This window comes from Rhizobium sp. S163, assembly GCF_030380805.1.
Classification (GTDB): Bacteria; Pseudomonadota; Alphaproteobacteria; order Rhizobiales; family Rhizobiaceae; genus Rhizobium.
In genome coordinates this window covers 47,743-70,747 of the sequence record NZ_JAUDSA010000019.1, presented here as the reverse complement: position 1 = coordinate 70,747, position 23,005 = coordinate 47,743, and the positions used below count along the sequence as shown (strand labels likewise).

The window sequence follows — 23,005 nt, the reverse complement described above, 5'->3', positions numbered from 1 at the left end:
TTCAGAGCATGACGGCGCAGAGTTCGGTCTTTGCCGGTCCAAATTCGTATTGCGCCGTGCCGCTGTGAAGCAATGCAAGCCAATCGCCCTGATTCAGCCAGACGATCGTCGTCGTGTTTTGCCGGGCCGGCGATGCTGAGGCCGGGCCGCTCGCGCTGGCGACGACCGTCGCGCCGTTGATCTCGATCGCCACACCGTGGCCTGATGAGGTGAGGGTGCTCAGAGAAAGCGACAGCAGATAGAAGCCGTCGGCCGGGACGATGAGCCGCGCGCCGGTGCCTGCTGGTACGGCGGTGCCGAGTTCGAAGCCGCCTTGTTCTGCGTGGATATCCGTGAAGCCGGTGCGGCTTGCCGCTGGTGGAGACGCTGTGCCGGCAGCGGGCGATGCTCGTACGATCGGTCGCGAGGGCATGCGCACGACGCCATCCGGCGCCACGATGAGCGCCGTCGACCAATCATCGCCATCGCCGCTGACCTTGATCGAAAACGCATCGCTTCCCGCAAGCCCCATCTCGGCGCGGCCCGACCAATTCGTCTGAAAGAGAAGCGTGCCTGTTTGAGACGGGTCGGCCTTGTTGATCTTCAACTGATGACCTTGTCCCGCATGGCTGAAGAGGCTTGCCTCGGAGGCGATCGCCAGCCGGTTGATCTCGTCTGCCGTCGCGTTGATGCCGATCTTGGGAAGCGAGCCGTCGGCATCGAGGGAGATGACGTTCCAGTTCGTGCCGTCGAAAGCGCGGAGCTGGCGGGTGTCGAGAAAGAAGGCGCGCCAGCCGGGGTTTGGCGAGAGATAGGCCCATGCGCCATCCTGCCAGACAGAAATCAGCCCCTGCCGGCCGAGCCACGCACCCTCGGGATCGGCGCCGACGAGGTAGCGGTCGCCTTCAACCGGTGTTTCGGGCGGTCCGTGCCGTTCGGCGATGATCGTCAGCTGGACCACTGTGTCGAGACGTTGCAGTGCCTCGTTATGCGGCACGTGCTTCTGCGCCTGGGAGGGCAGGATGTAGGGCAGGGCGAGGTTGTTGGTCTGGTCCGACACGATCGAGCTCCGGTGTTCGCGGCAGGTTTCACTGCCGCAAATCGTAGAGGCGTGTCGGGAAACGGGGATCGCGCGCGGGACCCGGCGCTGATTTCAAAGGGATATTTGCGAGAAACGTCCCCGTGCTCAAAGCCGGGGGGCGTTGCCCCAGGAGATGAAATCGGGGTTCGCGAAATCCGCGTCGTGGGCTTGCCGCGTCTTGCCGTAGGTGAGGGGGCGGCCGTCGAGGGTCACAGTGCAGCCGCCGGCCGCGCGCAGGATGGCATCGCCGGCCGCGGTGTCCCACTCCATCGTGCGGGTGAAGCGCGGATAGACGTCCGCTTCTCCTTCCGCGAGAAGGCAGAATTTCAGTGACGAACCGATGTTCTTGCACTCCGAGATGGCCTGCTCGGCCAGGAAACGCGCGGTCTGCGGGCTGTTATGCGAGCGGCTGGCGAGTGCGGTGCGTTTGGCCTTGGCGAGGCGCACATTGATCGGCAGCCGCTTTTCGACACGAAAGTCCGGGCCGATATGCAGCTTCTCGGCCGTGCCGTTCTCGCCGAGAAAGGCGACGCCCAACGCGGGGGCAAACACGATGCCGGCGGCCGGGTGGCCATGGACGATGAAGGCGATATTGACGGTGAATTCCGGCCGCTTGTCGACGAATTCGCGCGTGCCATCCAGGGGGTCGACCAGAAAGAACGACGAGCCGACCGCCGGTACGATGCCGGCCGCGACCGATTCTTCGGCGATGACGGGAATATCGGGAAAATCGCGATAGAGATGGGCGAGGATGATCCGCTCGGCCTGCTCGTCGGCGATGGTAACCGGACTGTTGTCGGCCTTGCTGGCCGCCTTGCAGCCGGCGCGGTACACATCCATGATCGCCTTGCCAGCCTCAAGGGCGGCGCGTTCAAACGTCTCGAGCATCGCGGGTCGGTTCGATCCCTTCTCCATCATGCTTCTCATATAGTCGTTTTCACGCTTCATTGCACCGTCGGCAGACCGTCGCAAAAGGACGCAGGTGTGGTTTGACGATTTTCCATCAGTTGGCGAAGGGTAAAGATCCCAGGGAAAAGTGAATTTGCGGTGAAAAGTGGCGTCGGAGCCCGGATTGTGTTGAAAAAATCAACTTTTTGAACTCGAAAAAGTCATTTTCACCAAAACGGCAAAGAACTTTGGAGCTTTGAAATTTTACACTTCCCTTTTGCCTTGAAAGCAGTATGAAATCTTTAATCAAGGGCTCAACAAGGGCTCGAATAACAAGAGACGCAGGCTTTTTACGGTTCTGTGTCCAGGGGAAAGACATATGGAATATTTTGTCCAGCAGCTCATCAATGGGCTGACTCTTGGATCCATCTATGGCCTCGTGGCTATCGGCTATACGATGGTTTACGGCATCATCGGCATGATCAATTTCGCTCACGGCGATATTTTCATGATCGGTGGCTTCGCCGCCCTTATCGTCTTTCTCGTCCTCACATCCATCTTTGCCGGTCTTCCAGTGGCTGTTCTGCTGTTGGCAATGCTGCTTATCGCGATGCTGATGACGAGTTTGTGGAATTGGACGATCGAGCGCGTCGCTTATCGCCCGCTGCGCGGTTCGTTCCGCCTGGCGCCGCTGATCACAGCGATCGGCATGTCGATCGTGCTGTCCAACTTCATCCAGGTGACGCAGGGTCCGCGCAACAAGCCGATCCCGCCGCTGATCAGCAGCGTCTATAACATTGGTGGCGTCACCATCTCGCTGAAGCAGATCGTGATCATCATCATCACGGCCGTGCTGCTCACCGTGTTCTGGTACCTCGTCAATCATACGGCGCTTGGCCGCGCACAGCGCGCCACCGAGCAGGACCGCAAGATGGCGGCGCTGCTGGGCGTCAACGTCGACAAGACGATCTCCGTGACCTTCATCATGGGCGCCGCACTCGCTGCCGTCGCCGGCACGATGTACCTGATGTACTACGGCGTGGTGAACTTCAACGACGGCTTCGTGCCTGGCGTTAAGGCGTTCACGGCGGCCGTTCTCGGCGGTATCGGTTCGCTTCCGGGCGCCGTTCTCGGTGGTCTGATGATCGGCCTGATCGAAAGCCTTTGGTCGGCCTACTTCACCATCGCCTACAAGGATGTGGCGACCTTCGCCATCCTCGCTTTCGTGCTGATCTTCAAGCCGACAGGTATCCTGGGCCGGCCGGAAGTCGAGAAGGTTTAACGTCATGGCAAATGTTGAAAACGCCCCTGGCAAGCCCGCATCCGGACTTGTCCAGAAGGGTATTAAAGAAGCTATCTTCGCCGGCATCATATCCTTCGGCATGTTCGTGCTGTATGTGGGTCTTGGCACGCAGCAGAACATCAGCAACGAACTCGTCGTCGTTCAGCGTTGGGGTTTGCTGGCCATCTTCGTCGCCATCGCGGCGGTCGGTCGGTTTGCGATCGTGGTATTCCTGCGTCCGCATCTCGATGCCCGCAAGCTTGCCAAGGCGCGCAGCGGCGAGCTCGACATCTCCGACAAGAAGGGCTTCTTCCACGCCCACTTCCTGAAGATCGCGCTTCTGGCGCTGGTGCTCTATCCCGTCGTCATCGTGGCGCTGGTCGGTGCGCAGGGCTCGCTGAAGTGGGTCGACAACTTCGGTATCCAGATCCTGATCTACGTGATGCTGGCCTGGGGCCTGAACATCGTCGTCGGTCTTGCCGGTCTGCTCGACCTTGGTTACGTCGCCTTCTACGCGGTCGGCGCTTATTCCTACGCGCTGCTCTCCAGCTATTTTGGCCTGTCCTTCTGGGTTCTTCTGCCGCTGTCGGGCATTCTCGCCGGTCTCTGGGGCATTATCCTCGGCTTCCCGGTCCTGCGTCTGCGCGGTGACTACCTGGCGATCGTGACGCTGGCTTTCGGCGAAATCATCCGCCTCGTCATCATCAACTGGACGGACCTGACCAAGGGGACGTTCGGTATCGCCAGCATTCCGAAGGCAACGCTGTTCGGCATTCCCTTCGATGCCAGCCCGCATGGCTTCGCCAAGCTGTTCCACCTGCCGATCTCGTCGGCCTACTACAAGATCTTCCTCTTCTATCTGATCTTGGCGCTGTGCCTCCTGACGGCCTATGTCACGATCCGCCTGCGCCGCATGCCGATCGGCCGTGCGTGGGAAGCGCTTCGCGAAGACGAGATCGCCTGCCGTTCGCTCGGCATCAACACGGTGACGACCAAGCTCACGGCTTTCGCCACGGGTGCGATGTTCGGCGGCTTCGCCGGCTCCTTCTTCGCCGCTCGCCAGGGCTTCGTATCGCCTGAATCCTTCGTGTTCCTGGAATCGGCCGTCATCCTCGCCATCGTCGTTCTCGGCGGCATGGGTTCGCTGACCGGCATCGCGATCGCGGCGATCGTCATGATCGGCGGTACCGAGGCGCTGCGCGAAATGGAGTTCCTGAAGCTCATCTTCGGACCCGACTTCACGCCGGAACTCTACCGCATGCTGCTCTTCGGCTTAGCGATGGTCGTCGTCATGCTGATCAAGCCGCGCGGCTTCGTTGGATCGCGTGAGCCGACGGCGTTCCTGAAAGAACGGAAATCGGTATCGGGAAGCTTCACCAAGGAGGGCCACGGCTGATGAGCCCTCAGGAAACCAACATGTCCAGCGATACCCTGCTCAAGGTCGAGCATCTGTCGATGAAGTTCGGCGGCCTGATGGCGATCAACGACTTCTCGTTCGAGGCCAAGCGCGGCGAGATCACCGCGCTGATCGGCCCGAACGGCGCCGGCAAGACCACCGTGTTCAATTGCATCACCGGTTTCTACAAGCCGACCATGGGCATGATCACCATGCGCCACAAGGATGGCAGAGAACATCTGCTTGAGCGTCTGCCGGACTTTCGCATCACCCGCGAAGCCAAGGTCGCCCGCACGTTCCAGAACATCCGACTGTTCTCCGGCCTGACGGTTCTCGAAAACCTACTGGTCGCGCAGCACAACAAGCTGATGCTGGCATCGGGCTACACCATTCTCGGCCTGCTCGGGATCGGTCGCTACAGCGCGGAAGCGAAGAACGCGATCGAGCTTGCCCGCTACTGGCTGGAGAAGGCCGATCTGATCGATCGCGCCGACGATCCCGCCGGCGATCTGCCATACGGTGCTCAGCGCCGCCTCGAGATCGCGCGCGCCATGTGCACGGGGCCGGAGCTGCTTTGCCTGGACGAGCCCGCCGCCGGTCTCAACCCGAAGGAATCGTTGACGCTGAACACGCTTCTGCGCGGCATTCGCGACGAGGGCACGTCGCTGCTCCTGATCGAGCATGACATGTCCGTGGTCATGGAAATTTCCGACCACGTCGTCGTGCTGGAATACGGCCAGAAGATTTCCGACGGCACGCCAGACCATGTGAAGAACGATCCGAAGGTCATCGCGGCCTATCTCGGTGTCGAAGACGAGGAAGTGGAACAGGTGATCGCAGACGTCGAAAACCTCGAAGGAGGTACGCACTGATGACCGGTCAGCCACTTCTCAAGGTCGAGGGTGTTGAAACCTATTACGGCAACATTCGCGCGCTCGCGGGCATTGATGTCCACGTCAACCAGGGCGAAATCGTCAGCCTGATCGGCGCCAACGGCGCCGGCAAGTCGACGCTGATGATGACGATCTGCGGCAGCCCGCAGGCGCGCGCCGGCAAGGTCATCTTCGAGGGCCGCGACATCACCAAGATGCCGACCCACGAAATCGCCCGCCTGCGCATTGCGCAGTCGCCGGAGGGGCGCCGCATTTTCCCGCGCATGAGCGTGATGGAAAACCTGCAAATGGGCGCCGGCCTCGATAACCTGAAATACTTCAAGGAAGACGTCGAGAAGATCTTCGCGATGTTCCCGCGCCTGAAGGAGCGCCAGACGCAGCGCGGCGGCACGCTTTCGGGCGGCGAGCAGCAGATGCTGTCGATCGGCCGCGCGCTGATGGCCCGTCCTAAGTTGCTGCTGCTTGACGAGCCGTCGCTGGGTCTCGCGCCGCTGATCGTCAAGGGCATCTTCGAGGCGATCAAGAAGCTGAACAAGGATGAGGGGCTCACCGTGTTCCTCGTCGAGCAGAACGCCTTCGCGGCACTGAAGCTTTCCGACCGGGCCTATGTCATGGTCAACGGCAAGGTGACGATGTCGGGCTCCGGCCAGGAACTGCTCGCCAATCCTGAAGTTCGCGCCGCCTATCTCGAAGGCGGACGGCATTGAGCATGACGAAGGGGAGACTTTGATATGCAGGGACTTTTCTTTGAAGGCGATACCGGCGTTCGCAGCGTCATCCGCCTGATCGTCGTGTTGATCGGCTTCTGGACCGCATGGCGTTCCGGCAAGGCTGCCGCTGACGGCTGGAGCGACTATCCTATCGTCATCGGCTACAGCGTGCTTCTGGCGGCCGCGATGCAGTTTCTGCATCACGCGCTGTTCGACGGACCTGTGCTGAGCGTGTTCTATTACGCCATCGACTTCGTCCTTCTCCTGATCTTCGCGACGGCTGGATACCGCTATCGCCGGACCAATCAGATGGTCAATAATTACTACTGGCTCTACGAAAAAACGTCACCCTTCTCCTGGAAGGCAAAACATTGACAGCCGGTTGAATCTAGGGACAAATTACCTCTCCGAGTGGAACAGGTTTCCCAGCGCAGTAAAGTGGGTGATGCGCTGGGTAATGGAACGGAACCCGCTAAAAAACTGGGAGTAACATAATGAAGAAGTCTCTTCTGTCGGCAGTGGCTCTGACGGCGATGGTCGCCTTCAGCAGCAACGCTTGGGCCGACATCACGGTTGCCGTTGCTGGTCCGCTGACCGGCCCGAACGCTGCGTTCGGCGCACAGCTCCAGAAGGGTGCCGAGCAGGCAGCTGCCGACATCAACGCTGCTGGCGGCATCAATGGCGAGCAGATCAAGATCGTGCTCGGCGACGACGTGTCCGACCCGAAGCAGGGTATCTCGGTTGCCAACAAGTTCGCAGCTGACGGCGTCAAGTTCGTCATCGGCCACTTCAACTCGGGCGTTTCGATCCCGGCTTCCGAAGTTTACGCTGAAAACGGCATCCTCGAAATCACGCCGGCTGCGACCAACCCACAGTTCACCGAGCGTGGTCTGTGGAACACGTTCCGTACTTGCGGTCGCGACGACCAGCAGGGCGGCATCGCCGGCAAGTATCTCGCCGACCACTTCAAGGACGCCAAGATCGCTGTCGTTCACGACAAGACCCCATACGGCCAGGGCCTCGCTGACGAAACCAAGAAGGCCATGAATGCCGCTGGTCTCACCGAAGCCATGTACGAAGGCATCAACGTCGGCGACAAGGACTTCTCGGCCCTCATCGCCAAGATGAAGGAAGCCGGCGTTTCGATCATCTACTGGGGTGGTCTCCACACCGAAGCTGGTCTGATCATCCGCCAGGCTGCCGACCAGGGCCTGAAGGCAACGCTCGTATCGGGCGACGGTATCGTTTCGAACGAACTGGCATCGATCGCTGGTGACGCAGTCGCCGGTACGCTGAACACATTCGGCCCGGACGCAACGCTGAACCCCGACAACAAGGCACTCGTCGAGAAGTTCAAGGCTGCCGGCTTCAACCCGGAAGCTTACACGCTGTACTCCTACGCCGCGATGCAGACGATCGCTGAAGCCGCCAAGGCAGCTGCTTCGACCGACGCTGAAGCCGTTGCCGCAGCGATGAAGGCCAAGGGTCCGTTCAAGACCGTTCTCGGCGAAATCTCGTTCGACGAAAAGGGCGACCCGAAGATCCCAGGCTACGTCATGTACGAATGGAAGAAGGGCCCAGACGGCAAGTTCTCCTACTTCCCGCAGGACGCGAAGTAAGAACTTTCGTTCTCACCTTGGAAGCCCGGTCTCGCGCCGGGCTTCTTTCGTTTTGGCAACAATGCGAACCGCCCGGCCGCTTACCGGTCTTGCGATCGAGGACGATCCGGTTACGATCGCCGGCGAATTCAACAGGTTGTCGCCGGTCGGCGCGCAGCCGCAGACGATACGGATACGCCATGTCCCGCCCCAAGATTCTGCTTACGCGCCGCTGGCCCTCCGCCGTGGAGGCTGTACTTGCCGAACGCTTCGACGCGACCTTCAACACCGACGACCTGCCGATGTCGCCCGAAGCCATCGCGGAGGCGTTGCGCACCCACGACGCCGTGCTGCCGACCGTGTCGGACAAGCTTCCGGCGTCGGTTTTCGAAGGCGAGATCCGGGCCAAGGTGCTCGGCAATTTCGGGGTTGGCTACAACCATATCGACATCGCAGCGGCGAAGGCCAAGGGCATCGTGGTGACGAATACGCCTGGCGTACTCACCGATTGCACCGCCGATATCGCGATGCTGCTCCTGCTTTCGGTCGCGCGCCGTGGCGGGGAGGGCGAGCGGCAGATCCGGGCCGGCGAATGGAAGGGCTGGTGCCCGACGCATATGATCGGCACCAAGGTTACGGGCAAGACGGTGGGGATCATCGGCTTCGGGCGCATCGGCAAGGCTTTCGCCCAGCGCTGCCATTTCGGTTTCGGCATGGATGTGGTGTTCTACAACCGCTCGACGGTCGATGCGGCGGAGGCGGCGCGATATGGCGCGCGGCAGCTCGCGACCGTGGAAGAGGTGCTGGCGGCCAGCGATTTCGTGTCGTTGCATTGCCCCGGAGGCGCGGAGAACCGGCATCTGATGAACGCGTCCCGTTTCACGGCGATGAAGCCGGGCGCCTATCTGATCAACACGGCGCGCGGCGATGTCGTCGACGAAGCGGCGCTGATCGCGGCGCTCGAGAAGGGCGTCATCCGTGGCGCCGGCCTCGACGTCTACGAGGCGGAGCCGCAGGTGCCGGAGAAACTGCGCGCGTTGGAGAACGTGGTTCTGCTGCCGCATCTTGGTAGTGCTACCGAAGAGACGCGCAATGCGATGGGGATGAAGGTGGTGGACAACATCACCGCCTTTTTCGAGGGACGCGAGCCGCCGGACCGGGTGGCCTGACGCCTGCCTATCGCTGCGCGCCGGCGGTCTTTCGCTCGCCCGAGGGGCCACGTGGCTTGGCCTCGAGGCCGAAGAGTAGGCGCGCGCGGCCGGGAATGAAGTCCACCGCGATGGCGAAGAGGCTCGACAGCACGAAGGTCGCGGCGGCGATGATGATGAAGCTCGGCACGGCAGGCAGGCCAAGCGGCAGCACATAATAGAGCGCGCCGACGATCACCGTCTGGTGGATGATGTAGAGCGGGAAGACCAGCCGGTTGACCGTGACCAGCCGCGCGTCCGGCTGGTTGAAATGACGGGCGGCGAAGCCGATGAGCGTCAGGATCATCGACCAGGCAAGCAGGAAGATCGCGGCCTTGAAGAGCGGGGTTTCATCGGCGTAGCTGCCGATCGCCTGCTCGGCTGGAGTAAGCCAGGCGAAGGCATAGAGGAACACCGTCACGGCCAGCGCGATTGCCGCGCTCAGATAGCGCTTGGCGATGATCGGCTCGATCAGGCTGCGGTGATTGCGGGCGACGAGGAAGCCGAGGCCGAACCAGCTTGCCCAGACGGCGAACCAGGCGCCGTCATTGTAGAGCGCATTGGTTTCCTTGGGGTAGAAGGGCGACAGAGCGAGATTGAGAGCGAGCGGCAGCAGGAAGAAGAGATAGATGGCGCCCGACTTCGCGATGCGCTCGAACCAGGCCATCAGTTTGTTGCCGGGCTGGCTGAGATAGAGAAAGATCGGGTAGCAGATGACGGACATGACGAGCAGATAGGCGACGAACCACATGTGCGCCCAGGTGAAATTGCCGGTCGGGTAGCGGCCTTCGGTGAAATAGCGCGTCAGCCAGAAACTGATGAGCGAGCCGTCATAGCCGGTCTCGTACATACGCTCATACCAGACCTGCGGCACGACGAGGACGGCCATGGCGAAGAGCAGGGGGACGAGCAGGCGGATGGTGCGCTTGCGCAGGAAGGCGAGGCTGGAATCCGAGCGGAAGGAGAAGGCGGCCCCCATGCCGGAGACGAAGAACAGTAGCGCCAGTCGCCAGGCGCGCGGGAATTCCATGATCAGCGAGAGCGCGGGGCTGGTGCGGTCGCTATGGATCAGCCAGCCCATGTCGGTGAAAAAGGCCGCCGAAGAGTGATAGAGGATCAGGATCGCGAAGGCGGAAATCCGCAGCCGATCCACATAATAAAGCCTGTCCTTCATGACCTGCCGGATATCATCTTGATGCCATGCCCAGCTTGCGGGCGTCGCTCAAAGATATCCGTGGGTGCTTTCTAAAGTGTGAGCGGCTCGCTTACCTACGTCTCATGCAACACATGCGCCGCCTTGACCGCCGCCGAAGCGCGGTTTTCGACGCCGAGTTTGACGTAGATCTGCTCGAGATGCTTGTTCACCGTGCGGGCGGAGAGGCCGAGAATTTCGCCGATGTCGCGGTTGGCCTTGCCCTTGGCGATCCAGAGCAGCACCTCGGATTCGCGGTGGGTGAGCGCGAAGCGCTGGCGCAGCACCTGGTCGTCGGCGCGCTGGCTGGCCGTCAGGCGGAAGAGATACTCGTCGGGGCCGATGGTGCCGAGGAAGGCAAGCTGCAGCACGTCCTGGCCGCCATGGGTGACTGATATGGTGGAGGCAGTGCGGTCCTTCATCCAGGCGGCGATGGTCGCGATTACGGTGTCCATGCCGTCGTCGCTGCCCATGGCGGCGTTGACGAGACGGGTTGCCTGCGGCGTCGACCAGTGGATGTTGCCGTCGCCCTTGACCGCCAGCAGATGGCGGCCGGCGGCATCGAGGGCCACGCGAGCGCTCTGGGCGGAGCGGGCGTTCTTTAGGTGCACGCCGATGCGGGCGCGCAGTTCGTCGATGTTGATCGGCTTGGTGAGATAATCGACGCCGCCGGAGCCGAGCGCATGGACGACGTGCTCGGTTTCCGTCAGGCCGGTCATGAATATGACGGGGATCTGGCTGATCGCCGGGTTGGCCTTCAGCCGCCGGCAGGTCTCGAAGCCGTCCATGCTGGGCATGACAGCGTCGAGCAGGATCAGGTCGGGGGTGATGCGCTCGACGATGTTGAGTGCTGCCGAACCCGAGGTGGCGATCAGGACGGAGAAGCCGGATTGCTCCAGCGCATCGGTGAGAAAGCCGAGCGCTTCCGGCGAGTCGTCGACCAACAGAACGATGTCGCGCGGGAGTTCAGCCAATGTGTTCCACCTTTTCGTCGAAGCGGTGCAGGAAGGCCATGAAGCCGTTCAGGTCGAAGGCGGCGACATAGGATCGAAGTTCCTCGGTAAATGGCTGATTTGCCTCCACCTTGGCAAGGTCGGCGAGCTTCGCCTCGATGCCCCTGATATAGCCGATCTCGCCGAGACGCAGCAGTTCCTGCACATGCGCGTCGCCGGGGCTTTGCAGGACTTGCTCGGTCTTCTTGGGTGCCGCAGGAGCCGCTTCGGCGTAGAGCCATTTGAGGCCGAGATGTAGGGCAAGCTTGTCGCGCAGGCGGCGGATGTCGACCGGCTTTCCGATCGCGTCATTGTGGCTGTCGTCGCTGTCGCCATGGGCGGCGGCGTCGCCGATGTTGGCGGAGAGCATGACGATCGGAGCGGTCTGGCCGGCTTCGCGCAGGCGCGAGACCAGCTGCCAGCCGTTCATCCCGGGCATCAGGATGTCGACGAGGAAGAGGTCGGGCTGGATGCCTTCGATCAGCGTCAGGCAATCCGTGCCGCTGGCCGCTGTCAGCACGACGAAATCGAGCGGGACCAGGATCTCGCGCATCATCTCGCGGTGATCCTCGTTATCGTCGACGACGACGATGGTGCGGCGCGGGCCGTCGTAGCTGACGATCTTCTTTTCCTGCGGCGGTGCCGCCATCTCGCGCAGCACGGCCGAGAGCATCAGGCGCACGCGGAAGGTCGAGCCATTGTCCTTTTCGCTGGTCACCGAGATTTCGCCGCCGAGCGTGTTGGTCAGAAGCTGGGTGATGGTCAGGCCAAGGCCGAGGCCGGGCATGGGGCGGATGCTGTCGGCTTCGCCGCGCTGGAAGGGCTCGTAGATGCGGCTGAGGTCCTTCTCCGCGATGCCGCGGCCGGTATCTGTCACGGTGAAGGTGGCGACCTGACTGCGATAGGCGACGTCGAAGGTGACCGTGCCCTCGTCGGTGAACTTGATGGCGTTGGACAGGAGATTGACGAGGATTTGGCGGAGGCGCTTCTCGTCGGTTCGCACGAACTGGGGCAGGGCAGGCGCGCGCTGATGGTTGAAGGTCAGGCCCTTGGCGAGCGCCTGCGGGCGGAACATGTCGACGATCTGGTCGAGGAAATCCTGGATGTTGATCTCGTTGGAATAGACCTGCAGGCGGCCGGCCTCGATCTTCGAGATATCGAGCAGGCCGTCGATGAGGCCGGAGAGGTGTTCGGCCGAGCGGCGGATGACCTTGATCGACGACTGACGCGGGGTCGGGATGGTCTCGTCGCGCTCGAGGATCTGGGCGTAGCCGAGCACGGCGTTGAGCGGCGTGCGCAGCTCGTGGCTGAGGCCGACGACATAGCGGCTCTTGGCGCGGTTGGCGGCCTCTGCGGTCTCCTTTGCGGCCTGCAGGGCGGCGTCGGTCTTCTTGTGGGCGGCGATTTCCTTCAGAAGCAGCGTGTTCTGGCGCGAGGATTCCTCCTCGGCGACGACACGGCTGTCATGCGCCAGCACATAGAACCAGCAGACGACACCAGCGATGACGGCGAAGACGAAGAAGACGATCAGGATCGTGCCGTTGACGACCTCGGCGGTCTCCGGCGAGGCGGCGGAAACCTGGTGGGCGATCATAGCCAAGATGGCGCCGACGGCGGTAAGCGCCAGGATGACGGCGATGCCGTAGCGGCCGAGGCGGGTGGTGAGCTTCTGGACGATGGTTTCGGGCAGGACAGCCTTGGCGACATAGCCGACCTGCGCGTTCAGATGCGCGTTGGGCTTGCACATGTCGTGACAACGGCTGTCGAGCGAGCAGCAGAGCGAGCAGATCGGCGCGGCATAGGCGGGACACCAGGCCATGTCCTCCGGCTCGAACGGGTGTTCGCAGACCGAACAGGTGATGTTGGTCAGGTTCTTCCAGCTCTGGCGCGGCTTGCGGGCGAGGTAGAACTTACCCTTTGTCGCCCAGGCGATCGCGGGCGAGGCGATGAGGGCGACGATGAGGGTGATGTATGGGGCGAGCGACGCCGCGATCGTGCCGAAGGCGCCGAAATGGGCGATGAGCGCGATGGTCGCCGACAGCGTCATGGCGCCGAGGCCGACGGGGTTGATGTCGTAGAGATGGGCGCGCTTGAACTCGATGCCTGGAGGAGCGAGGCCGAGTGGCTTGTTGATGAAGAGATCGGCCGAGATCGTGCAGAGCCAGGCCATGGCGATGATCGAGAAGATGCCGAGCGTTTCCTCGAGCAGCCGGTAGATGCCGAGCTCCATCAGCAGCAGCGCGATCGCCACGTTGAACACCAGCCAGATGACGCGGCCGGGGTGGCTGTGGGTGAGGCGCGAGAAGAAATTCGACCAGGCGAGCGACCCCGCATAGGCGTTCATCACGTTGATCTTCAGCTGCGAGACCATGACGAAGGCGGCCATCAGCAGCAGCGCGGCGTTGTGCCAGGGGATCATGTAGCCGAAGGCGGTGAGATACATCTGCGCCGGATCGGCGGCGCGGTCGGCGGGAACGCCTGAGGCAAAGGTCAGCACGACGAGGAAGGAGCCGGCCAGCAGTTTCGGTGCGCCGATGATGACCCAGCCGGGACCGGCGAGAAAGACGGCGAGGCGGTGGCGCCACTTGGTCTGCTTTTCCGGAGGGAGGAAGCGCAGGAAGTCGGCCTGTTCGCCGATCTGCGACATGAGCGCCAGGATGACGGCCGAGGCGGCGCCGAACTCGACAAGATCGAAGGGCGCGATGGTGCCGGGCGGGCCAGAGGCATGGCGGATGCCGGAGAAGGCGCGCCAGAGATCGAACTTTTCCCAGTCCATCACCGCGATGAAAAGGAAGGGCAGGATGTTGAGGACAATCCAAAAGGGCTGCGTCAGGAGCTGGAAGCGGCTGATCAGCCGGACCCCGTGGGTGACGAGCGGGATGACCATGACGGCGCTGATGATATAGCCGATCCAGAGCGGAATGCCCAAGGTCAGCTCCAGCGCGCCGGACATGATCGACGCCTCGATCGCAAACAGCATGAAGGTGAAGCTGGCATAGATCAGCGAGGTGATGGTCGAGCCGATATAGCCGAAGCTGGCGCCACGGGTCAGAAGGTCGATGTCGACGCCGTGGCGGATGGCGTAGCGGCTGATCGGCAGGCCGATGGCGAGCATGGCGATCGAGGCGACGATGATGGCGTAGAAGGCGTTGGTGGTGCCGTAGGAGAGCGTGATGGCGCCGCCGATCGCCTCCAGCGCCAGGAAGGATATGGCGCCGATCGCCGTCTGCGAGATGCGTTGCGAGGAGAACTGCCGGGCGCTCTTGGCGGTGAAGCGCAGCGCATAGTCTTCCAGCGTCTGGTTGGCGACCCAGCGATTGTATTCGCGCCTGACCGGAATAATGCGTTGCCGCGCTGCCATACCCGTAATCGGCCCCTTCGTTCCCCTTGTCATGCGTTCGTAACATGGAACAGTGCGGGGCTTAAGAGTGCGGTGCAACGCAAAACTGCACATTTCGCCCCGTCACCTACGTCATTTCGCGTATACGCTTTCGCAGTGCAGCACCGGATAGTCCCTTAAGCAACAGTTAATCGCCGTTTCAGGCCTGTTGTCGGAACAAGAAGAGGGGATCAACCAGATGAATCTGCGATCATATGTTTCCGGTGCCGTGCTCGGCGCCGTCATGTCGGCCACGGCCGCATTCCATGGAGCCGTTGCGGCTGACGACACCATCAAGGTCGGCGTTCTGCATTCGCTGTCCGGCACGATGGCGATCTCCGAAACGACGCTGAAAGACGCCATGCTGATGCTCATCGACGAGCAGAACAAGAAGGGCGGCCTTCTCGGCAAGAAGCTCGAGGCCGTCGTCGTCGACCCGGCTTCCGACTGGCCGCTGTTTGCCGAAAAGGCGCGCGAGCTGATCGAAAAGGACAAGGTCGCGGCCGTCTTCGGTTGCTGGACGTCCTCGTCGCGCAAGTCGGTCCTGCCGGTTTTCGAAGAACTCAACTCCATCCTGTTCTACCCGGTTCAGTATGAAGGCGAAGAGTCCTCGCGCAACATCTTCTACACCGGTGCCGCTCCGAACCAGCAGGCAATCCCGGCTGTCGACTACCTGATGGAAAAGGAAGGCGTTAAGCGCTTCGTTCTGGAAGGCACCGACTACGTCTATCCGCGCACGACCAACAAGATCCTGGAAGCCTACCTGATCTCGAAGGGCATTCCGAAGGAAGACATCATCGTCAACTACACGCCGTTCGGCTTCTCCGACTGGCAGACGGAAGTCTCCAAGATCAAGGAATTCGGCGCCTCCGGCAAGAAGACCGCCGTCGTCTCCACCATCAACGGTGACGCCAACGTTCCGTTCTACAAGGAACTCGGCAACCAGGGCGTAAAGGCAACCGACATCCCCGTCGTCGCCTTCTCGGTCGGCGAAGAAGAGCTTGCCGGTCTCGACACCAAGCCGCTCGTCGGCCACCTCGCTGCCTGGAACTACTTCGAGTCGGTCGAAAGCCCGGCCAACAAGAAGTTCATCAAGGAATGGCATGCCTACACCAAGAACGACAAGCGCGTGACCAACGACCCGATGGAAGCTGCCTATATCGGCTTCAATGCATGGGTTAAGGCGGTCCAGGCTGCTGGCACGACCGACACGGACAAGGTTCTCGACACGATCATCGGCACCACTGTTCCGAACCTGTCGGGCGGCTACGCCACCGTCATGCCAAACCACCACATCACCAAGCCGGTGCTGATCGGTGAAATCCAGGCGAACGGCCAGTTCGAAATCGTCCAGCAGACCCCTGCTGTCGTCGGCGACGAATGGTCGGACTTCCTGCCTGACTCCAAGGACCTGATCTCCGATTGGCGCAAGCCCATGAACTGCGGCAACTTCAATGTCGCAACGGGCAAGTGCGGCGGCAAGGGCTCCTGAGTGCTGATCACCCCGTCACTCTGACGCCTGAAGACTTCCGCCCGGTCTCTCCTGTCCGGGCGGAAGGTCCATCTCCGAAGCGCGGCCCTGATGCTTCGGACGGCAACGTTGCCGAATTAAGGCCCTGATTTTTCTTCCCGATTGCGCCGGAAGGCCAACGATAACCGAGGCAGAAAGCCGATGTATCGCGCCATCAAGATTTTGCTTTTGACCTTGTGCCTGGCCCTGCCGGCATTCGCCACGGCGCTGAAGGCGCAGGAAGACATCCACGCGCTGGTCGACGCGCTCGGCGTCGGCGATTTCCCGGAACGCGAGGTCGCCATCAAGGCGCTGGTCGCATCCGGCGATGCCCATGTCAGCCAGATCCTGCAGCAGCTCAGCGACGGCCAGCTTTACGTGAATTCGGAAAGCGGTGGCCCGGTTCTGCTTCAGGGCGGCACGGAGGACGAGCCGACCTTTTCCGATCCGATCAGCGGCGAGGCCGTCGCCGATATCGATGCGGACTACATGTCCAAGGTCAGGATCAACAATTCGCTGCGCGGCGTCATCGCTTCGGCGATGAGCCAGCTGACGTTGCTCTCTCCCGATCGCGGCGCCCGCCTTGCGGCCGCCCAGGGGCTGCTGCGCGATGCCGATCCCGCCAACCTCGAACTGCTCAACTCCGCGCTTTCCGCGGAGAAGGACGGCGAGGTCAAGGAGACGATGGAAGCCGCTCGCGCCGTCATGGTGCTGAAGAGCGATGTCGGCGCCGAGGACAAGAAGGCCGCCATCGACACGATCGCTGCCCGTGGCGGCCGCAACGCGCTGACCATCCTGACGACGGCCATGGCGACCGCGCCGGACGAGTTGAAGGGCGAGATCCAGACGCATATCAACACGATCAACCGCAGCCTGGCGCTCTGGGACGTGGTGCAGAACGTCTGGTACGGCCTGTCGCTCGGCTCGGTGCTGCTGCTTGCCGCCATCGGCCTTGCCATCACCTTCGGCGTCATGGGCGTCATCAACATGGCGCATGGCGAGATGGTGATGATCGGCGCCTACACGACCTATGTGGTGCAGCAGTATATCGCCTCGACATTCCCCGGCCTCGAAGTCTATTCGCTGGCCTTCGCGGTTCCCGCTGCCTTCATCTTCACCGGCTTCGTCGGCCTCGTCATCGAACGCACCGTGATCCGCTATCTCTACGGTCGTCCGCTGGAAACGCTGCTTGCAACCTGGGGCGTCTCGCTCATCCTGCAGCAGGCGGTGCGCTCGATCTTCGGGCCGACCAATCGCGAAGTGCGCAATCCAAGCTGGATGTCGGGCGCGTTCGAACTCGGTGGTCTTTCGATCACCTGGAACCGTCTGTGGATCATCGTCTTCTCGATGGCCGTGTTCGTGACGCTGCTGATGCTGCTCAAGCGTTCCGCCTTCGGCCTGCAGATGCGCGCCGTCACGCAGAACCGCCGAATGGCGTCTTCGATGGGCATTCGCACCGGCTGGGTCGATGCCTTCACCTTCGCGCTCGGCTCCGGCATTGCCGGCATGGCGGGTGTGGCGCTCAGCCAGATCGACAACGTCTCGCCCAATCTCGGCCAGAGCTACATCATCGACAGCTTCATGGTCGTGGTGTTCGGCGGCGTCGGCAATCTGTGGGGCACGCTGGTGGGGGCGCTGTCGCTCGGCGTCGTCAACAAGTTCCTCGAGCCCTTCGCCGGCGCCGTGCTCGGTAAGATCCTGGTGCTCGTCCTCATCATTCTCTTCATCCAGAAGCGGCCGCGTGGGCTCTTCGCACTCAAAGGAAGGGCAGTGGAAGCATGATTACGGCCTTCCTTCTCCGGTCTCTCGATCGCAAGATCATCGTCGCGCTTTTCATCCTGCTGGCGCTCGCCGTGCTGGTGCCGGTGCTGAACCTGATGACGCCGGCATCAAGCCCGCTGCATATCCCGACCTACATCATGTCGCTCTTCGGCAAGTATCTGACCTATGCGCTTCTGGCGCTGGCGCTCGATCTCGTCTGGGGCTTCTGCGGCATTCTCTCGCTCGGCCACGGCGCCTTCTTCGCGCTCGGCGGCTATGCGATGGGCATGTATTTGATGCGCCAGATCGGCACGCGCGGCAGCTACGGCGACCCGATCCTGCCCGATTTCATGGTGTTCCTGAACTACAAGCAACTGCCGTGGTTCTGGCATGGGTTCGACCACTTCTGGTTTGCGGCGCTGATGGTGCTCGTGGTGCCCGGGCTGCTCGCCTTCGTCTTCGGCTGGTTTGCCTTCCGCTCGCGCGTCAACGGCGTCTATCTCTCCATCATCACCCAGGCGATGACCTATGCGCTGCTGCTTGCCTTCTTCCGCAACGACATGGGCTTCGGCGGCAATAACGGCCTGACCGATTTCAAGGATATCATCGGCTACAACATCCAGGCCGACGGCACCCGCGCTGCCCTGTTCTCTGCCACCGCGATCCTGCTTGCACTGTCGCTGCTGATCGCGTCGGCCATCGTGCGCTCGAAGTTCGGCAAGGTGCTGGTCGGTGTGCGCGACGCGGAAAGCCGCACGCGCTTCCTCGGCTACCGCGTCGAGCACTTCAAGCTCTTCACCTTCGTCGTCTCGGCGATGATGGCGGGGATCGCCGGCGCGCTCTACGTGCCGCAGGTGGGCATCATCAACCCCGGCGAATTCGCCCCGGCCAACTCGATCGAAGTCGTCATCTGGACGGCGGTGGGCGGGCGCTCGACGCTGATCGGGCCGATTATCGGCGCGATCATGGTCAATGGCGGCAAGACGATCTTTACCGGCCTCTTCCCCGAATTCTGGCTCTTCGCGCTCGGCGGGCTGTTCGTGGCGGTCACGCTGTTCCTGCCCAAGGGCATCGTCGGCACGATCGGCCAGTATATCGGCAAGCGCAAGCCGTCCTCCAGCGACACGCCGCCCGCCAAGCGCGAAGACGGTGTAGACGCAGAAATCCAGCCCGCGGAGTGAGCGCCATGATCCCTGACGTCAAACCCAACAGCGTTCTCTATCTCGACAACGTCTCCGTCTCCTTCGATGGCTTCAAGGCGCTGAATTCGCTGTCGATCGTCATCGAGCCTGGCGAACTTCGCGCCATCATCGGCCCGAACGGCGCCGGCAAGACGACGATGATGGACATCATCACCGGCAAGACGCGGCCCGATACCGGGCAGGTGTTCTTCAACGGTCAGACCGATCTCACCAAGCTCGACGAGGCCGACATCGCCCAGCTCGGCATCGGCCGCAAGTTCCAGAAGCCGACGGTGTTCGAAAGCCATACGGTTTGGGACAATATCGAGCTGGCGCTGAACCGCAGGCGCGGGGTGTTTTCGACGCTGTTCTACCGGCTGTCGAGCGAGGACCGGTCGCGCATCGACGAAATCCTCGCGACCGTTCGCCTGACGCATCGCCGCGATGATCTCGCGGCCAATCTGAGCCATGGGCAGAAGCAGTGGCTGGAGATCGGCATGCTTTTGGCGCAGGAGCCGAAGTTGTTGCTGGTCGACGAGCCGGTAGCCGGGATGACGGATGCGGAGACGGCGGAGACGGCGATCCTGTTGAAGGAGATCGCCAAGACGCGGTCTGTTGTGGTCGTCGAGCACGACATGGGGTTTATCCGTGACCTTGGGGTGAAGGTGACGTGTCTCGCTGAAGGCTCGGTGCTGGCTGAAGGGTCGATCGATTTTGTGAGTTCCGATCCGAAGGTGATCGAGAATTATCTGGGGCGGTGATGAGCGTTGAGCAAGGATTACCCCCCCTCTGCCCTGCCGGGCATCTCCCCCACAAGGGGGGAGATCGACCTGTGGCGGGCGTCTCGTCAATCAATAGCCGTTCGAGCGAGCGGGTGCGCCCAGCCAATCTCCCCACCTGTGGGGGAGATGCCCGGCAGGGCAGAGGGGGGCGCCACAACCGCAAGCGATCATAGGGGAAAACCATGCTGACCGTCGAAAACGCAAACCTCCACTATGGCGCGGCGCAGGCGCTGCGCGGCATCTCGCTGAAGGCGGAGATGGGCAAGATCACCTGCGTGCTCGGCCGCAACGGTGTCGGCAAGAGCTCGCTGCTGCGCGCCGTCACCGGCCAACATCCGCTGTCGTCTGGCACGGTGACCTTCAACGACACCAAGCTCAACGGCCTTGCGCCCTATGCGCGCGCCAAGCAGGGCATCGGCTATGTCCCGCAGGGGCGCGAGATCTTTCCGTTGCTGACGGTGAAGGAAAATCTCGAGACCGGCTTCGCCCCGCTTACGCGCCGCGACAAGAATATCCCCGACGACATCTTCAGCCTGTTTCCCGTGCTGCAGACCATGCTCGGGCGGCGCGGCGGCGACCTCTCGGGTGGACAGCAGCAGCAGCTGGCGATCGGGCGGGCGATGGTGACGCGGCCGAAGATCCTCGTGCTCGATGAGCCGACCGAGGGCATCCAGCCGTCGATCATCAAGGATATCGGCCGGGCGATCCGCTATCTGCGCGATAGCACCGGCATGGCGATCCTGCTGGTCGAGCAGTATCTCGATTTCTGCCGGGAGCTTGCCGATTACGTCTACATCATGGATCGCGGCGAGATCGTGCACGAGGGGCTGGCGGAGACGCTGGATACACCCGAGGCGCGCCGGCATCTGACCGTCTGATCGGCATTCGCCGCTTTTAAAGGCACTCGACGATATCCGCGCGGCTGGCCGGCGCCGGGATCGCTGTGTCCTTGGTGCGGCATGGAAATTGCTTGCTTTCAATCAGTTACAGGATTGAATGAGAACGGCCGGGCAAACCGGCGGCATGAAAAGGGCATGGAATGACGAACGCCGCGGCAGCCACCAGACCGCAAAGGGCCGAAGGCCGCGGGCATCTGGCCGCGAAGTCGCTGGGCGGGCGCACGCGCATCCGCGAGCTTTATCAGGAGGGTGCAGCGAAGATCCGGCTGCCCGATACCTTCGATGCCTCGATGGAAGCCGTCATCATCAATACGGCCGGCGGGCTCACCGGCGGCGACCGCATGGACTGGAGCGTCGTGGCCGGTCCGGGCACGCGCATCGACGTGACCACGCAGGCCTGCGAGAAGATCTACAAGGCGTCCGCCGGCACCGCCGAGATCACTACCAAAATCCAGGTCGGCGCCAATGCGCGCGTAGACTGGCTGCCGCAGGAAACCATCCTCTTCGATCGCTCCTCGCTCTATCGGCGGCTCGATGTCGATCTCGACGAAGGGGCGGAGTTTCTGGCGGTCGAGGCGATCCTTCTCGGGCGCAAGGCGATGGGCGAGGCGGTTGTCTCCGGGCTGTTCCGCGACCGCTGGCGTATCCGAAAGGAAGGCCGGCTCTGCCATGCCGAGGATCTGAGGCTCGCGGGCGAGGTCCAGCCGCTGACGCGGGAGCAGGCGGTGCTGTCGGGCCAGGTCGCCTTCGCCACGTTGCTTTATGTCGGGCCGCAGGCGGAAGGCTATCTCAATGCGGTGAGGCCGTTGCTCGATGGTCATATGGGCGGCGCAAGCTGCTGGGCGGGCAAGCTCGTCGTCCGGCTTGCGGCGTCGGATGGCTTCGCACTTCGAAAAATCCTGATCCCGATCATTTCAGCCTTGCGCAACGGCGCGCCTGTGCCGAAAGTCTGGAATCTCTAGTTCAAGCAGATGGATGCACGATGAACCTCACACCAAGAGAAAAAGACAAGCTGTTGATTTCGATGGCGGCGATGGTCGCGCGGCGGCGGCTGGAGCGGGGCGTCAAGCTCAACTATCCCGAGGCGATCGCGCTGATTACCGACTACGTCGTCGAAGGCGCGCGTGACGGCCGGCCGGTGGCCGAGCTGATGGAAGCCGGCGCCCATGTCATCGGCCGCGACCAGGTGATGGATGGCATCGCCGAGATGATCCACGACGTGCAGGTGGAAGCGACGTTCCCTGACGGAACCAAGCTTGTCACTGTTCACGAACCGATCCGCTGAGCCATCATGCTCGAGCTTCGACCCAATTGTGAGTGCTGCGACAAGGACCTGCCGCCCGAAAGCCGCGAAGCCATGATGTGCAGCTTCGAGTGCACCTATTGCGCTGATTGTGCCGACAACGTGCTCTCAGGCATCTGCCCGAATTGCGGCGGCGAACTGGTGCGCAGGCCGGTGCGCCCGGCGGCCAAGCTCATCAACAACCCGGCATCGACGAAACGCGTGCTGAAGGCCGAGGGCTGCGCGCCCGTGAAGGCTGCGTGAGGAGAAAATCATGATCCCAGGCGAAATCATTGCCGCACCCGGCGAAATCGAACTCAACGCCGGCGCGCCGACCGTGACCATCGAGGTGTCGAACACCGGCGACCGTCCGGTGCAGGTCGGCAGCCATTATCATTTCGGCGAGACCAATGCCGGGCTCTCCTTCGATCGCGAGAAGGCGCATGGCATGCGGCTCGATATTCCGGCCGGCACCGCTGTGCGCTTCGAGCCGGGGCAGACGCGCTCGGTGACGCTCATTCCGCTATCCGGCAAGCGCGAAGTCTATGGCTTCCGCCAGCTGGTGATGGGCAAGCTGTGATCATGTCTCGGGAGGAGATGATGCGTTTCTTTATGCCTATGGGTTTCGGCCTGCTGGCGCTGATGGCTGCCGGTGGCGCCGGCGCCGAGGAAATCGACTGCAAGAGCCCGACGACGCAGACCGACATGACGCTCTGCGAGCGGGCGCGGCAGGACGAGGCCGACAAGGCGCTCAACGTTCAATACAAGAAGACCCGCGCCGCCATGGTCGCCATCGACAAGGATCAGGATGGCGACATGAAGGGGGCGGAGAAAGCTCTGGTCACCGCCCAGCGCGCTTGGATTGCCTACCGTGATGCGCAATGCGAGGCGGCCGGCTTTCAGGCGCGTGGCGGCACGATGGAGCCGATGCTGGTTGCCGGCTGCATCGCCAACGTGACCGATGCCAGGACCAAGGAGCTGAAGACGCTCGAAGACGCGATGAGCAACTGAAG

At 62.3% G+C, this 23,005-nt stretch carries 21 protein-coding genes and 1 pseudogene; 17 read left to right on the top strand and 5 right to left on the bottom strand.

From position 1 onward, the window contains the following. Position 1 precedes the first annotated feature (1 nt). Together QTL96_RS22025 and cysQ are read right to left on the bottom strand one after the other, a co-directional pair. The gene (locus tag QTL96_RS22025; RefSeq protein WP_289729203.1) at positions 2-1,039 is read right to left on the bottom strand and encodes a DUF2793 domain-containing protein; all 1,038 of its coding nucleotides are present in this window, start codon (positions 1,037-1,039) and stop codon (positions 2-4) included. Between the two features lie 126 nt (positions 1,040-1,165). After that, positions 1,166-1,948, bottom strand: a complete 783-nt coding sequence (cysQ, locus tag QTL96_RS22020) for a 3'(2'),5'-bisphosphate nucleotidase CysQ (protein WP_289729286.1) — start codon at positions 1,946-1,948, stop codon at positions 1,166-1,168. 379 nt (positions 1,949-2,327) lie between these two features. Here cysQ and QTL96_RS22015 point away from each other — a divergent pair, with 379 nt between their 5' ends. The 7 genes from QTL96_RS22015 (at position 2,328) to QTL96_RS21985 (ending at position 8,996) form a co-directional block, all read left to right on the top strand. Continuing rightward, positions 2,328-3,230, top strand: coding sequence for a branched-chain amino acid ABC transporter permease LivH (locus tag QTL96_RS22015; RefSeq protein WP_113008329.1), 903 nt, complete (start codon positions 2,328-2,330; stop codon positions 3,228-3,230). Between the two features lie 4 nt (positions 3,231-3,234). Continuing rightward, the gene (livM, locus tag QTL96_RS22010; RefSeq protein WP_289729202.1) at positions 3,235-4,626 is read left to right on the top strand and encodes a high-affinity branched-chain amino acid ABC transporter permease LivM; all 1,392 of its coding nucleotides are present in this window, start codon (positions 3,235-3,237) and stop codon (positions 4,624-4,626) included. Continuing rightward, on the top strand, positions 4,626-5,498 hold the full coding sequence (locus QTL96_RS22005; RefSeq protein WP_026282746.1) for an ABC transporter ATP-binding protein: 873 nt from the start codon (positions 4,626-4,628) through the stop codon (positions 5,496-5,498). The genes livM and QTL96_RS22005 overlap by 1 nt, the downstream gene beginning before the upstream one ends. After that, the gene (locus QTL96_RS22000; RefSeq protein WP_018897087.1) at positions 5,498-6,226 is read left to right on the top strand and encodes an ABC transporter ATP-binding protein; all 729 of its coding nucleotides are present in this window, start codon (positions 5,498-5,500) and stop codon (positions 6,224-6,226) included. Before QTL96_RS22005 ends, QTL96_RS22000 begins: the two co-directional genes overlap by 1 nt. A 24-nt stretch (positions 6,227-6,250) precedes the next feature. Next, positions 6,251-6,604, top strand: coding sequence for a DUF6867 family protein (locus QTL96_RS21995; RefSeq protein WP_018897088.1), 354 nt, complete (start codon positions 6,251-6,253; stop codon positions 6,602-6,604). Between the two features lie 119 nt (positions 6,605-6,723). Continuing rightward, complete coding sequence (locus QTL96_RS21990) at positions 6,724-7,848, top strand: branched-chain amino acid ABC transporter substrate-binding protein (protein ID WP_018897089.1); 1,125 nt, start codon at positions 6,724-6,726, stop codon at positions 7,846-7,848. A 179-nt stretch (positions 7,849-8,027) separates the two neighbouring features. Continuing rightward, entirely contained in the window at positions 8,028-8,996 is a 969-nt protein-coding gene (locus tag QTL96_RS21985) for a D-glycerate dehydrogenase (protein WP_289729201.1), read from the top strand. Positions 8,997-9,003: 7 nt separating this feature from the next. Here QTL96_RS21985 and QTL96_RS21980 read toward each other — a convergent pair whose 3' ends face one another. From QTL96_RS21980 to QTL96_RS21970, 3 genes are all read right to left on the bottom strand, one after another. Next, a complete protein-coding gene (locus QTL96_RS21980) occupies positions 9,004-10,188 on the bottom strand; it encodes an acyltransferase (protein ID WP_289729200.1) in 1,185 nt (394 codons plus the stop codon). A gap of 95 nt (positions 10,189-10,283) precedes the next feature. Next, positions 10,284-11,180 (bottom strand): response regulator transcription factor, encoded by an 897-nt coding sequence (locus QTL96_RS21975; protein WP_289729199.1) that lies wholly within the window; start codon positions 11,178-11,180, stop codon positions 10,284-10,286. Then, on the bottom strand, positions 11,173-14,559 hold the full coding sequence (locus tag QTL96_RS21970; protein WP_289729198.1) for an ATP-binding protein: 3,387 nt from the start codon (positions 14,557-14,559) through the stop codon (positions 11,173-11,175). The genes QTL96_RS21975 and QTL96_RS21970 overlap by 8 nt, the downstream gene beginning before the upstream one ends. Before the next feature lie 217 nt (positions 14,560-14,776). Here QTL96_RS21970 and urtA point away from each other — a divergent pair, with 217 nt between their 5' ends. The 10 genes and pseudogenes from urtA (at position 14,777) to QTL96_RS21920 (ending at position 23,003) form a co-directional block, all read left to right on the top strand. Next, positions 14,777-16,069 (top strand): urea ABC transporter substrate-binding protein, encoded by a 1,293-nt coding sequence (gene urtA / locus QTL96_RS21965; RefSeq protein WP_018897094.1) that lies wholly within the window; start codon positions 14,777-14,779, stop codon positions 16,067-16,069. A gap of 180 nt (positions 16,070-16,249) precedes the next feature. Beyond that, on the top strand, positions 16,250-17,869 hold the full coding sequence (urtB, locus tag QTL96_RS21960) for an urea ABC transporter permease subunit UrtB (RefSeq protein ID WP_289729197.1): 1,620 nt from the start codon (positions 16,250-16,252) through the stop codon (positions 17,867-17,869). Next, positions 17,866-18,930 (top strand): annotated as a pseudogene (gene urtC, locus QTL96_RS21955) (urea ABC transporter permease subunit UrtC); the annotation flags it as partial. The gene urtB and the pseudogene urtC, both read left to right, overlap by 4 nt. 104 nt (positions 18,931-19,034) lie before the next feature. Further along, positions 19,035-19,790: an urea ABC transporter ATP-binding protein UrtD gene (urtD, locus tag QTL96_RS21950; protein WP_018897097.1), complete on the top strand. Its 756-nt coding sequence runs from the start codon at positions 19,035-19,037 to the stop codon at positions 19,788-19,790. Positions 19,791-19,993: 203 nt separating this feature from the next. Continuing rightward, positions 19,994-20,689: an urea ABC transporter ATP-binding subunit UrtE gene (gene urtE / locus QTL96_RS21945; protein ID WP_018897098.1), complete on the top strand. Its 696-nt coding sequence runs from the start codon at positions 19,994-19,996 to the stop codon at positions 20,687-20,689. Positions 20,690-20,850: 161 nt separating this feature from the next. Further along, positions 20,851-21,672 carry an urease accessory protein UreD gene (locus QTL96_RS21940; protein WP_289729195.1) on the top strand — a complete coding sequence of 274 codons (822 nt, stop codon included), beginning with the start codon at positions 20,851-20,853 and terminating at the stop codon, positions 21,670-21,672. A 20-nt stretch (positions 21,673-21,692) separates the two neighbouring features. Beyond that, entirely contained in the window at positions 21,693-21,995 is a 303-nt protein-coding gene (locus QTL96_RS21935) for an urease subunit gamma (RefSeq protein ID WP_018897100.1), read from the top strand. Between the two features lie 6 nt (positions 21,996-22,001). Beyond that, positions 22,002-22,256: a DUF1272 domain-containing protein gene (locus tag QTL96_RS21930; RefSeq protein WP_065691154.1), complete on the top strand. Its 255-nt coding sequence runs from the start codon at positions 22,002-22,004 to the stop codon at positions 22,254-22,256. A gap of 10 nt (positions 22,257-22,266) precedes the next feature. After that, a complete protein-coding gene (locus tag QTL96_RS21925) occupies positions 22,267-22,572 on the top strand; it encodes an urease subunit beta (protein WP_047514525.1) in 306 nt (101 codons plus the stop codon). 38 nt (positions 22,573-22,610) lie between these two features. Beyond that, positions 22,611-23,003, top strand: coding sequence for a lysozyme inhibitor LprI family protein (locus tag QTL96_RS21920; RefSeq protein ID WP_289729285.1), 393 nt, complete (start codon positions 22,611-22,613; stop codon positions 23,001-23,003). The last annotated feature ends 2 nt before the right edge of the window (positions 23,004-23,005 follow it).